This is a genomic window from Campylobacter estrildidarum, assembly GCF_005406205.1.
Lineage (GTDB): Bacteria > Campylobacterota > Campylobacteria > Campylobacterales > Campylobacteraceae > Campylobacter_D > Campylobacter_D estrildidarum.
This window is the reverse complement of sequence record NZ_NXLZ01000006.1, coordinates 34,736-47,203: the sequence shown is the minus strand read 5'-3', so window position 1 is coordinate 47,203 and position 12,468 is coordinate 34,736. Positions and strand designations below refer to the sequence as shown.

At 29.3% G+C, this 12,468-nt stretch carries 9 protein-coding genes, 1 tRNA gene and 1 pseudogene; 4 read left to right on the top strand and 7 right to left on the bottom strand.

The window, feature by feature from the left end; translation table 11 throughout:
* The first annotated feature begins 11 nt into the window (after positions 1-11).
* Positions 12-2,495 (top strand): autotransporter family protein, encoded by a 2,484-nt coding sequence (locus CQA69_RS04465; protein ID WP_171000334.1) that lies wholly within the window; start codon positions 12-14, stop codon positions 2,493-2,495.
* Positions 2,496-2,571: 76 nt separating this feature from the next.
* A tRNA-Gly gene (locus CQA69_RS04460) sits at positions 2,572-2,646 on the top strand.
* A 578-nt stretch (positions 2,647-3,224) separates the two neighbouring features.
* Here the strand turns inward: CQA69_RS04460 and CQA69_RS04455 are convergent.
* Positions 3,225-4,214, bottom strand: a complete 990-nt coding sequence (locus tag CQA69_RS04455) for a c-type cytochrome (protein ID WP_137620605.1) — start codon at positions 4,212-4,214, stop codon at positions 3,225-3,227.
* 175 nt (positions 4,215-4,389) lie between these two features.
* Here CQA69_RS04455 and CQA69_RS08960 point away from each other — a divergent pair, with 175 nt between their 5' ends.
* On the top strand, positions 4,390-4,530 hold the full coding sequence (locus CQA69_RS08960) for a hypothetical protein (protein WP_171000325.1): 141 nt from the start codon (positions 4,390-4,392) through the stop codon (positions 4,528-4,530).
* Here CQA69_RS08960 and CQA69_RS04450 read toward each other — a convergent pair.
* From CQA69_RS04450 to CQA69_RS04430, 5 genes and pseudogenes are all read right to left on the bottom strand, one after another.
* Positions 4,518-5,153 (bottom strand): hypothetical protein, encoded by a 636-nt coding sequence (locus CQA69_RS04450; RefSeq protein WP_137620604.1) that lies wholly within the window; start codon positions 5,151-5,153, stop codon positions 4,518-4,520. The two genes, CQA69_RS08960 and CQA69_RS04450, sit on opposite strands and share 13 nt — an antisense overlap.
* Complete coding sequence (locus tag CQA69_RS04445) at positions 5,150-5,395, bottom strand: hypothetical protein (RefSeq protein WP_137620603.1); 246 nt, start codon at positions 5,393-5,395, stop codon at positions 5,150-5,152. Before CQA69_RS04445 ends, CQA69_RS04450 begins: the two co-directional genes overlap by 4 nt.
* On the bottom strand, positions 5,376-6,428 hold the full coding sequence (locus CQA69_RS04440; RefSeq protein WP_137620602.1) for a DHH family phosphoesterase: 1,053 nt from the start codon (positions 6,426-6,428) through the stop codon (positions 5,376-5,378). Before CQA69_RS04440 ends, CQA69_RS04445 begins: the two co-directional genes overlap by 20 nt.
* A gap of 8 nt (positions 6,429-6,436) precedes the next feature.
* The gene (flhA, locus tag CQA69_RS04435) at positions 6,437-8,611 is read right to left on the bottom strand and encodes a flagellar biosynthesis protein FlhA (protein ID WP_137620601.1); all 2,175 of its coding nucleotides are present in this window, start codon (positions 8,609-8,611) and stop codon (positions 6,437-6,439) included.
* Positions 8,595-9,010 (bottom strand): annotated as a pseudogene (locus CQA69_RS04430) (Rrf2 family transcriptional regulator). Before CQA69_RS04430 ends, flhA begins: the two are co-directional and overlap by 17 nt.
* Before the next feature lie 169 nt (positions 9,011-9,179).
* Between CQA69_RS04430 and rpsO the strand changes: the two are divergent.
* Positions 9,180-9,452: a 30S ribosomal protein S15 gene (gene rpsO / locus CQA69_RS04425; protein ID WP_137620599.1), complete on the top strand. Its 273-nt coding sequence runs from the start codon at positions 9,180-9,182 to the stop codon at positions 9,450-9,452.
* Between the two features lie 41 nt (positions 9,453-9,493).
* Here rpsO and CQA69_RS04420 read toward each other — a convergent pair whose 3' ends face one another.
* A complete protein-coding gene (locus CQA69_RS04420) occupies positions 9,494-12,439 on the bottom strand; it encodes a DNA translocase FtsK (protein ID WP_137620598.1) in 2,946 nt (981 codons plus the stop codon).
* Between the last annotated feature and the right edge of the window lie 29 nt (positions 12,440-12,468).

The window sequence follows — 12,468 nt, the reverse complement described above, 5'->3', positions numbered from 1 at the left end:
GAAGGAGTTTTATGATGCATTCTCATAAAAAAATTATGCTTTCTGCTATCGCAGCAAGCTTTATAGTTGCCAATTCGGCTTATGCGATATCCATTTATAATGACAATAGGTTATCTAATTCTGGTTCTGACAAATCTCATTATACATATCTTTTTTCAGACAAAGATGTTGTAAAAACACAACTTGGATCAAGTAAACTTAATCTTGTAAATGGAGATAAAATTAACCATCTAACAATTAAATCAAACGAAAAAGATGCATCTCTTCGTTTTGTAGGTTTAAATGGTATTTTTTCAACAATAGGTGGTAGTGGATATCTAGATAAAGGTTATAGTTTTGATTTAACTGCTAAAAATGTTATTTTTATAAGTCCTAGTGCAAAAATACAAGATGAAATGAGTAGAAGTGCTGGTATTAACGTAGCTAATGGACATAGCACTATTACTGCTGACCATGTTGTTTTTGATCACGGATTTATCAATCTTGTAAATGGGTCTTATTTTAATAACGGCCATAAAAAAGATGTTTATAATGGTTCTTTAACAATCAATGGCGATTTAATTCTTAACAATAGTGAAGTTTCAAGTACTGTTTATACACAAGGAGCATCAAGCTTTTATGTAAATGGTAAAGTAACGGCTAAAGATACAGATTTTGCAATCGGCGTAGAAGATTTAAGTCGTGCAACTCCATATGGTTATTATTTTATGACTGCTTCTAAAGGTTTTGAAAATGGTTATGATAATAAAAAAACCTTTACAGATGTTACTTCTGGCAATACAGCGGATATGACTTGGAATCACAGACTTGTAAATATTTCTGCTGACCTAATGAGAACAGATTTAGCTGAAAATACTGGGACTTTTACTGAGGCTGATTTTGCAAATGTTTTTTCTAATCAAGACTTAGATAGACTTTGGGATTTTAATCTTGTTCAATCAGGAAACAATCTTTACATAAATGGAAATCTTGATGATCGTATTTATAGAAACGGAAAGATTGATTTTAACGAATTAAATAGTGCAGTTAAAGCTATCATAGCAGACAAAATAAATTCTCTTTTAAAACTTAGCAATAATTATGGATCTAATCCTCTAAATGGTGCAAATGGTATATTTGATACAAAAAAACATGAAGTTGCAATTGCTCTTAATACTCAAAAAAATGAAGTCGAAATTATAGAAGGAAGATTAGAAACTTTAAATAAAAATGCTACAGCTAATAAAGTTGAAATCGATAGATTAACAAAAACCCTTCAAGATCAAAGAAAAATACTTGCTGAGTTACAAAATCGTTTCAATGAATATACCGCTTTGATTGAAAATGTTCAAAATCAAATTGCAATTTTGGCTCCAAAATTAAATGAAAATTACAGAATTGAAGCTGATCAAAAAGGAAGAATTTTTGCTTCTTTAGCTGGTTCTGAAGTAGGTGGTAAAATCATCGGAGCAACTGATTATATCTTAGGTAGCGGTAAGGCTGTTAGAGATGTAGAAAAAGCAGCTAATTCAAATGCAGGAAATTCAGCACTTAACACTCCAATTGGTGCTATAAATATAGCAAATGATATGGCTATTTCAAATCGTTTAGCTAAATTTAGCAACCCTTACTCAACTATGATAGCAGGAGAAAGTTTTGCTGCAGGAAATGGAACTGCAAGTGATTCTAGTTTTGCTTACGGTTCAAGAAGCTATGCAAACAATGTATGGGCAAATGCAATCGGTGGTGCAAATATCATAGATGGAAACAGCGGTGCTCTATATGGTGTAAGCATTGGTTACGATCGTCTATTGGGTGAAAACACTATTTTAGGTGCTTATTTAACTTATGCAAATTCTGATCTTAAAACAGATCTAGTAAAACAAGAAAGTGATAATTTACAAGTTGGTTTATACTCAAGAACACTTCACGGAAATCACGAGTTTGATTTTAAAGGTTATGCTCAATTTGGCTGGACTGATCAAGATAGACAAATTGTAGATAGCATAAATTCTTCAGATTTTACAAGAAAATTCTTAGGTGCTAGTGGAACTTATGGTTATGTATTTGATGTAGGTCACGATTTCTATATCAAACCTTTAGCAGGTCTTAACCTTTACTATTCATTCACGCCTGATTATACAGAAAGTGGAACTTATGCACAACACGTTAGATCTCAATCTAATTTTGATGCAAGCTTAGAAGCAGGAGCTGAATTTAGAAAATATCTATCTAAAGAAAGTTACATCTATGCTATTCCAAAAATCGAGCAATATATCGTTACATCTGGAGATGATTATACTGCGAGATTCGTAGGAAGCCCAGTTTCATTTACAGTAGATGGAAGTGATTCTAAGAAAACTTTTGGTGCGCTTATCCTAGGTGGAGATATCAATTTTGCTAATCAATGGGCATTTACTTTCTCAGCTGGAGTTAAACAACTTCTAAGCGGAAAAGTAGATGATCAAGATGAAACTTATGTAAGCGGAAACATCGGTCTTAAATATCAATTCTAATATTTGAGAAATGCACATATTTTTCTCTTTTAAACCACAGTGTGAAAAAAATCACACTGTGGTTTTTTTATTTTACGCGGGAATAGCTCAGGGGTAGAGCACAACCTTGCCAAGGTTGGGGTCGCGAGTTCGAATCTCGTTTCCCGCTCCACATCTCCCAAAAAATAATCATTCTTGTAAAAATTATTTAATTGAAAATATTATAAGCTGTTTTTCAAATCAAAGTCTTATTTTTTTAACTTTTATTTTATAGTTCAAATTTTTAACTTTCAAAAGCTTTAATATTGATACATTTTTCCAAATTCCACGTTACGTTTTGTTTTATTTTAATAAAATTAACAAATCTACAAATCCACTTTTGATAAAAAATTCAAAGTATCTTTTTCTCTTCAAAAATTAATTTATCTTCTTTATTGTGGCATCTTTTAGGTAAACTAAATAAGTTTTAAATTCTTGAGAGAAGAGGTTTTTATAATGTTTAAAAATAACATCATTTAAAAAAAGAATATAAAAAATTTTATAAAGAACAAAATCTTCATTTTGATTTCAAAAAAAATCTAATCAAAATACTTATAACTTCAATTAAATTTTATGTCGTTTTTTTATAAATTATCTCATATAATAAACTACTTTTGGAAAATTTAATCTTTTTAAGTAAGTATGAAATACAAAAAAGCTTTATTTTTAAAAAAAACTAAAAATAGGTGAGACATTTTCTCACCTAAAACCTTATTTTTTTAACATTGGTTTATAAGGTCCATAACGATGTTGAGTTGTAGAGAAGCTATCATCATAAGGTCCTACATCCATATCCAAAGGTTTTACTTTTCTATCTGGAAAATCTTTATCTCTATTTGCTTTAATAGGACGAGATTGCGAATTCATATAAGCAGCCACATCATAAGCTTGTTCAAGAGTTAAATTAGGATCGCCTTGAGGCATATTTTCTTTTATATAAGATGCCGCTTTAACTAAGCGATACATTCCAGCTCCAGTATTGTAGCTATCTTTTCCCCATAATGGTGGATATATATAATACGCTCCTGTGCTATCTTCATTTTTAAGCCCTAATCCATTTTCTTGGTGGCAAGCAACGCATTTTTCTTGATAAATTTTTTCTCCTTTTTTAGGATCAGCAGCTCTTGAAAGATAATCTATTTTTTTAAGACTTTGTCCTTTAATCTTAGCTCCTACTGGAACACCTTGAGAAAGCCATTGCATATAAGTAAGAATTGCTTTCATTTCTGGAGAATTTTCTGGCATACGTTTACCATTCATCGATCTCTCATAACAGCCATTAACTCTATCAGCTAAAGTTATAACTTTATCTGCTCTTGCGTTATATTGTGGAAATCTTCCCCATATTCCTACAAAACCGGCTTGATTTTGAACACTTCCCGCTGCTGCATGACAACTTGAACAAGAAAGGTTATTTCCAGCAAATCTTTTTTTAGGATCCTTTGCCTGTGGTCCTGTGTATTTACTAGTTTCATTTAAAATTTTATTTCCAAAAATTACCATTTGTGCATATTTAGAATTTTTTGGCATTTTACTTTCATCAATAGTGCCATCTTCATTTAATGCTTTAGGCAAAACCCACTTAGCTGTAGGCAAATCGATACCTGTAGCTCCTTTAGTTTTTTCTAATTTCTGATCGAGTGCAAATGCACAACTTCCAAATAGCATTAATGCTAAAGCCATGGAAACCTTTTTTTTCATATAATCCCTCCTGATTTTTTAGATTTTAAATTCAGTATTAATTATATAATTTTGATTAACAAAAGTCAATATTTTTTTAAAATTTTAAACATCTAAAAATACAGAACTTAATAAAAAACTAAAGTATTTTAGGATAGAATAAGGTCTGCAATATTTTAATTAAGGTTTAATTTCAATGAAAAATTTAAGTATTCAAGAAAAAAGAGACTTAGATGTTTGCGTTTTCCAAACTTTGGGTCGAAAAGATTCTTATATCAAAACAAGCTTTTTTAAAAAAATATTTTTAAAAATCAAAAATATTTTTTATTCTAGATAATACCAATTAAAATCTTTTGTTGTATAGGAAATATTTTTAAAATCTGGTGATTCTATAAAGAGTTTGCATTTTTTATCTAAATTTTCTATACCATAAATTTTCATAGCCATTTTTGAATTATGCTTTTTAAGTTCTATTCCTACACAGGTTTGGTTATTTATCCTATAGAGTAAAGTTCCACCTTCTTTAGTATCTATACTATTTAAAACATTTAGATTTTTATTTTTACTCATATCTTTTATATCTTTACTAAAAGCATAATGCAATTTATAATAAAGCATAATATCTTGCATTACATTTTTTAAATCCAGTATTTTTTCTTGTATAAATTTTCCATCATTTTTATATAAAGTTAAAAAATCTTTATTTAAAAAATTGTTAAAATCTACATCTTTTTCTAAGTTTTTACAAGAATTGTAACTTTTTAAAATTTGCACTTGCTTTGGACTAATTAAAAGATCTAAACATTCTTTATTGTTTTTAAAAAAATGGACTATTTTTGCATTTTCAACTTTAAAATTTTCATCAGAAACTTTTTTATAAGCAAAATCACTCAAATCTTCATATATATTAGCATAACTTAAAGAATATAAGCTTAAAAATATTGTAGCTAATTTTTTCATACGAATAAATCCTTATGTTTATTTTTTAAAAATTCCACGACTTCTAAGATCTCATCAACACCTTCTTTTTGAGAGTCTTTTAATACTGAATCTATATTGTCTATATATACTTCAATAGCTGATTCTAGTTTCTCTCTTTTAACACCAGCATATAAAAGCATTGCTTCTAAAACAATACTTAATTCATATTGTAAATCTTCTAATTCTTCATTTAAATTCTTTTTATGAGTTTGCTGAGACATCTTTGTTTTCTTTCTTTAATTCTTTACTTTTAATAAGATCAAGAATTTGAGCTTTAATATAATCATAGTTTGCACTATCTTTAAAGGCTGAAAATAACCCTCCACTAGCATTTTTATGCCCCCCGCCACCTACTAAATTCTTAGCCATTATACTTACATCTATTTTGCCATTCGCTCTAAAACTTAAAGTTTTTCTTGAGCTTATATCGACAAAAAAATCATAATCTGGATTTTTAATTAAAAAATCATTTCCAATTATAGAAGTATTTCCTATATTTACAGTTAAAATTCCTTTATATCCTTCATATTCTATAGTAAAATCATTTTTAAGCTCACTTAATTTCTCTACCACGAAATTGGAGATTAAATTAGCAAGGGTATCATCACGATCTTTGGTGAAAAAATCTTTTTTTATAAAATGTGTAGCATTATCAAGTAAAACATTAGAATTTTCTTTATCGATAAATTTACGTGCCCTCTCAAAAAGAAAAAATATATAAAATACTTGTGCTTCTTTAAACATAACTCGATTAATTTCTTTTGCATTAGCTATCAAACCTAGAAAAACTTTTCCAAGCTCAAAATTTTTGTCTTCGCTTAACCAAATATCGACAGAATTAACTACATCTACGAAATTTGAAAGCTCTACATCTGATTTGCAAATTTTAGAAAAAAAATCATAAGTGATTTTTGTAGCACATCTTTTTGAATCGAGTAAATACCAAGAATATTTTTTTGCGCACTCTTCTCCACTTTGATGATGATCAAGCAAGAAAATCTTAATTTTTTTCTCTTTGCATACTTTATCAAACTCTTCGCATTGAGAAAGGCTTAAATTTAAATCTGTGATTAAAATTATGGCTTTTTCTAAATTCTGTTTCCTTTCTATATCGTTTATAATAACATTGAAATTTTCGTTAATTTCTTTGCCATAATTTGAATTGTAAAATTTCACATTTTTAAAATAAAAATGAGTAACAAACTGACAAGCATAACCATCAAGATCTGTATGCGAAAGATGATAAATTTTCATTATTTTCCTTAAAGTTCTATCTTTATAATACCTTCTGTATTAAAATTAGTATTTTCTGCGATTTCTGCAAAACTTAATACAACAATATTTATGTTAAAGTTATAACAAATATCAGCAATAAATTTTCTAAGCTGCGGTTCAACACAAAGTATGAAAGGCTTTATACGACCATTAGAAACTGCAGCTACTTCAGCCCTTAAAGTATCCACTAAAACTCCAGTTTGTGCTACACTTAAAGGCAAATGATAACTACCATCTTTAAACTGCACATTTTCCATTAAAATTGCAGAACTAGCAGAATCTAAAATAAAAATATCTAAATTTCCTTTGTCATCTAAATACATATTTGTAATCATTCTTGCTAGAGATGCTCTTACATGCTCTATGATCATATCAAAACTTTTACTTACTTCAGCTATATCGCTAACTGATTCTAAAATAGTAAGCATATCTTTAATAGGTATATGATATTTAAGCAAATCTTTGAGAATTTTTTGAATCAAACTAACCGGAGCTACATTTAAAGCACCTTCAACTATAATCGGATAATCATTTTTAACCTTATCTAAAAGATTTTGTACTTCTTGGCGTGTTAAAAGTTCGCTTGCGTGAGATTTTATAAGCTCACTCATATGAGTTGAAATCACGCTTGCAGGATCAATAACTATGTAACCATTAAGTGTTGCCTCATCCTTTAAATTTGCATCAATCCAAAGCGCATCAGAGTTAAAAGCGGGTTCTTTCGTGGCTATACCTTCAATTTCTTCAGTAATAAATCCGCTATCCATAGCTAAATATTTATCCGGATAAATTTCAGCACTCGCTATAGAAACTCCTTTTAATTTAAAGCTATATTCATTAGGTTTAAGTCTTAGATTATCCCGAATTCTTATTTTTGGCATCAAAAAGCCTAAACTTTCGGCAATACTTCTTCTCATTGATCGAATTCTTTCAGTTAGCTCACTTTCAGCTAATTTTATAAGTCCATAACCAAGTTCAAGTTCTAAAATTTCAACTTTAAGTATATCATTGATTTTATGCTCTTCCTCTTTTAAAATTTCTTCTTCGCTTTTCTTAGTAGGAGCTGCATCGGCTGTACCTGTAGAAGCTGCACCACCTGTTGCACTTGGTTTTGTTTTTTTAGTAGCCATAATTTCTATTTTACCCTCTTTAACTTGTTTTGTTAAATACCCAAGTGCTAAAAATACTAAGGACATAAAACCTAAAGATAGATGTGGCAGTCCTGGAACTAAAGCAAAGATAAACAATACAAAACCCACGATTAATAAAGTTCTATACTCACTTAAAAGTTGATTTAAAGTTCCTTCTGCAAAATTATCTTCATCTTTACTAGCACGAGTAATAATGATAGCCGTTGCTGTAGAAGTAATGAGACCTGGAATTTGGGACACAAGTCCATCGCCTATCGTAAGTATAGTATAAGTAGATGCTGCACCCGATAATGGCATATCGTGCTGAAAAGATCCTATCAAAAAACCACCAATAATATTAATGATTGTAATGATAATACCTGCAACAGCGTCACCTTTGATAAATTTACTCGAACCATCCATTGCGCCATAAAAATTTGCTTCAGCGATGATTTCTTGGCGTCTTGCGCGTGCTGTTTGTTCATCGATGAGACCTGCATTTAAATCGGCATCTATAGCCATTTGCTTTCCAGGCATTGCATCAAGTGTAAATCTTGCTTGTACTTCAGAAACCCTAGTGCTACCTTTGGTTACAACCATAAAATTAATTAAAACCAAGATACAAAATACAATCACTCCTATGACCATATTTCCGCCAACGACAAATTCACCAAAAGAGGCGATGATCTCACTAACAGCTGCAGGTCCGTTCTGTCCCTCGCTTAAAATCATACGTGTTGTGGCAATATTCAAAGAAAGCCTAAAAAGAGTTATAATCAAAATCAAAGTTGGAAAAGTTGTTAAGTCGGTCGGCTTAGGAATATAAATAGAAATTAAAATTATTAATACGGATAAAGCGATACTTAAAGCTAGAAAAAAATCCAAAACAGGGCTTGGCAAAGGAACGATAATAATAGCCAAAATACATACTATAAAACCAACTATAGTAAGACTTTTCGCCTTTAAAACCGGACCGATTAAAGGTCCTAAAAAAGGAAATATGAGTTCAACTAATTTATTTTTTTTTGCCATTTATTTTTTCATAATATCCGCTAAAGTAATAGAATTTAAAAATTCATCCACTTTATCTTGTAATTTTGTAAGTACGGGCATAAGCGTACAATCTTTTTCTTTATTGCTTGGACATGTACCACCGCTGCACTCAAAAACATTTACATCTTTTTTTTCTGCACTATTTATAATTTCTTTTATGTTGTATTCTTTAGGATCTTTTATTAAGGCAAACCCCCCTTTTGATCCTTTAAAAGATTGGAGTAAATTATCTCTAGCTAGAGTTTGTAAAATTTTAGCTAAAAAGCTTTTTGGGATATTAAGCTCGGTAGATAAAAAATCCACATCTTGAGGTTTTTCTTTTTGAGCAATGTAAATTAAAGAAAGTAAAGCATATTCGCTAGCTTTAGTAAATAGCACAAAATCTCCTTATATCGTACACAAAAAAACGGTTTTATTATAATAAAAAAATCTTAGAAAATGGCTTAAATTTTATAATTTTAAAAATAAAATATACTTCAGTTTATTTTTTGTTTTAATTTGATATAATAAAAACTTCAAAAAATTTAAACCAATCAGGAGGTCTATTATGGCTTTGGATTCGGCTAAAAAAGCAGAAATTGTTGCGAAATTCGCTAGAAAACCAGGAGATACTGGTTCAACAGAAGTTCAAGTAGCACTTTTAAGTGCAAGAATTGCCGAGCTTACTGAACATCTAAAAATCTATAAAAAAGATTTTTCTTCAAGACTAGGACTTTTAAAGCTAGTTGGTAAAAGAAAAAGACTTTTAGCCTATCTTAAAAGAAAAGATTACAATTCTTATAGTAAATTAATCACAGAATTAAATCTTAGAGATAAATAAAAAGCCCGAAAAAGGCTTTTTATGAAATATCGTAAATAATTTTATAAAATCTCTCTTTGTCCTTTAGCATTTGGTTCTCCAAGAATTCCGCTTTCTGTTAATTGATCTATGATATTTGCAGCACGATTATAGCCTATGTTTAATCTTCTTTGTAAGTATGAAATACTTGTTTTTCTATCTGTTAAAACTATATGTTTTGCATCTTCGTAAAGTTCATCGTATTCATTATTATTTATATTTGTTTCACTGGCAATTCCTGTACTTTGCTGATCTTTTAGAAAGCTTTCATCATATTCCACACTTTGTTGATCTTTTAAAAAATCTACAATTTTTTCTATTTCAAATTCACTCGCATACGGAGCGTGTAATCTCACAATAGAACTTGTTCCAGGAGGAGTAAACAAACAATCTCCTCTTCCAAGTAAGCTTTCAGCTCCCATAGCATCTAAAATCACCTTAGAATCTATTTTTTGCCCTACTTTATAAGAAATTCTACTCGGTAAATTTGCTTTTATAAGTCCTGTTACCACATCTACAGAGGGACGCTGAGTAGCAACAATTAGATGAATTCCACTTGCTCTTGCCATTTGCGCAAGGCGTCCTATGTAAAATTCTACATCTTTACCCGCAGTCATCATCAAATCAGCCAATTCATCGATAATAACAACAATAAAAGGTAATTCCTCACTCCCTATTTCTTGCATTTTTTCATTGTAGTTTTCTATATTTTTAGTCTTTGCATCTGCCATCAGTCTATAACGTCTTTCCATTTCTGCAACCATATTAGAAAGAGCACTAACGGCTTTTTTAGGATCTGTAATAACAGGGGTTAAAAGATGTGGAATGTCATTATAAATACTAAATTCAAGCATTTTTGGGTCTATCATCATCAAACGCAAAGTTTTTGGAGAATTTCGATATAAAAGACTTAGTAGCATAGAATTAATCCCTACACTTTTTCCACTTCCAGTTGTTCCGGCTATCAGTAAATGTGGTAGTTTTTTAAGATCGGTTACAAAAGCATTACCTACAATATCTTTTCCTAAAGCTATAGTTAAAGGACTTTTAGAGTTTTTAAATACTTCACTTTCTAAAATTTCACGCAAATAAATCGTTTGTATTTCTTCATTTGGAACTTCAATTCCTACTACATCTTTTCCAGGAATTGGAGCTTGAATACGTATAGATTTTGCCATTAAAGCCATAGTTAAATCATCTTGTAAATTTAAAATTCTACTTACTTTCACATCAGCACTTGGGCGAAATTCAAAAGTAGTAACTACAGGTCCAACATAAGTTCTCGTAACATCACCACCTATTTTAAAACGACGCAATTTTTCAAGTAAATTATAAATTTTTTTATCAATTTCACCTTCATTAATATCCTGCTTATGGTGACTAGGATTGCTTAAAAATTCGAGTGAAGGTAGTTTAAAATCTTTTGGTTCTTCAAGCTCTCCTTGTTCAATTTCTTGTAAAAGAGCTTTGTTAAGCTCAATTTCTTTAGCTAAAACCGCCTTTTGTTCAATAATATCTTGATCATCTTCTAAAAATTTATTCTCTTCGATATTTTTATCTTCTTTAGCTTCATCAAATTGCTGTAAATTTACTTCATTGGTTTCATTTTTTATATTTTCATTATCATCAAGTTTTATTATAGGAATTGGTTCTATATAAGGATGATTTAATTCTTCAACTATAGGCATAAAATCATCTGTATTTTCATTCATAAGTTCCACTTTTTTAGGTTCAAATTCATCTTCGTTAAAATCTAAAACTTCAACTTCAGCATCATTTATTACATTTCGCTCATTTAAGCTTTCTTTTTTTACATCAAGCTCAAAAGATTTTTCTCTTTGGTTTTCGTCTTTATTTTGTTCAAAATTATATTTATTTCCTTGGATTATATTGTTTAAATTTAGTTCTTCTTCGTCATTTTTTTCTAGTTCTTTTATTTCTTTTTTAACCTTATTTTCCAAGATTTCATTCTGATAAGCTTTATATTCTTGTTCTAATTTTGCTTTTTGTATTAAATCTTCTCTTAATTCTAATTCTTTGCTAAAAATTTTCGGCTTCGATTCTTTATTAGGAATAGAAATTTCAATATTTTTTCTTTTATAACTTGGTTCATCTAAATTTTTATTTATTGTATCTATTTGTTTAATTTCTTCAAGTTTTTTAGGTTTTAAAAAACGTTCTGGAATCATATCGACCTCTTCTTTTAAAATAAAATTAAATTCTTCATCAAGACTGATACTTGATCTACTTGCTTTTTCAACGAAATTTTTTACCTGTGGTGAATTTTCATAAAGAAAGCTTTTTGATTCTTTTAAACTTTCTTTATCAACTTCTACCTTTTCATCTAGAATTTGATTTTTTAATTTTTCAAAATTTTCTTTAGCGGTTACAATAGAATTTTCACTGGCATTAATATTACTTGATTTTATAAGCTCTTCTGTTTGAGTTAAAACAGGTTGATTTTGTTTTTTTAATTCTTTTTGTTTTATTTCTAAAATAGGAGCCTTTGGTTCAGACTTTTCTATATCGTCTTTATCATTATCTCCTCCAAAAACTCTCATTAAAAGTGATTTAAATAAATTTTCAATTTTCAACATAAAATCAAAATTTAATTCGATTTTAAAAAGTTCTTTGGCGAATTTTGGAAACAGTAAAATCAAAGAAAAAATAAAAAGCAAAAGTGCAAAAATACCACTTCCCATATGTCCAAAAAGAGTAGAAAAAATGATATAAACAAATTCTAAAATATAACCATAACCTCTATAAAGAACGGAAAAAAGCAGTAGTATTGAAAAAAAAGCAAAACTTATACCAAAAAGTTCTTGGCGTGAAAAATTTTCTATTTTATAATTTCTTTTATAGTAAAAATAATTTAAAATAAACAAGAAAAAAGGATAATAATATCCAAATTCTCCGAATAAAAATAAATTTATTTTATAAACCCAACTTCCCATACTAGGAGTTAGCATACAAAGACATAAATAAAAAATACTAAAAG

Bases quoted from the DNA above. Each gene is read 5' to 3' on its own strand.
- CQA69_RS04465 (WP_171000334.1), top strand. From the start codon at position 12: ATGATGCATTCTCATAAAAAAATTATGCTTTCTGCTATCGCAGCAAGC.
- CQA69_RS04455 (WP_137620605.1), bottom strand. From the start codon at position 4,214: ATGAAAAAAAAGGTTTCCATGGCTTTAGCATTAATGCTATTTGGAAGT.
- CQA69_RS08960 (WP_171000325.1), top strand. From the start codon at position 4,390: ATGAAAAATTTAAGTATTCAAGAAAAAAGAGACTTAGATGTTTGCGTT.
- CQA69_RS04450 (WP_137620604.1), bottom strand. From the start codon at position 5,153: ATGAAAAAATTAGCTACAATATTTTTAAGCTTATATTCTTTAAGTTAT.
- CQA69_RS04445 (WP_137620603.1), bottom strand. From the start codon at position 5,395: ATGTCTCAGCAAACTCATAAAAAGAATTTAAATGAAGAATTAGAAGAT.
- CQA69_RS04440 (WP_137620602.1), bottom strand. From the start codon at position 6,428: ATGAAAATTTATCATCTTTCGCATACAGATCTTGATGGTTATGCTTGT.
- flhA (WP_137620601.1), bottom strand. From the start codon at position 8,611: ATGGCAAAAAAAAATAAATTAGTTGAACTCATATTTCCTTTTTTAGGA.
- rpsO (WP_137620599.1), top strand. From the start codon at position 9,180: ATGGCTTTGGATTCGGCTAAAAAAGCAGAAATTGTTGCGAAATTCGCT.
- CQA69_RS04420 (WP_137620598.1), bottom strand. From the start codon at position 12,439: ATGCTAACTCCTAGTATGGGAAGTTGGGTTTATAAAATAAATTTATTT.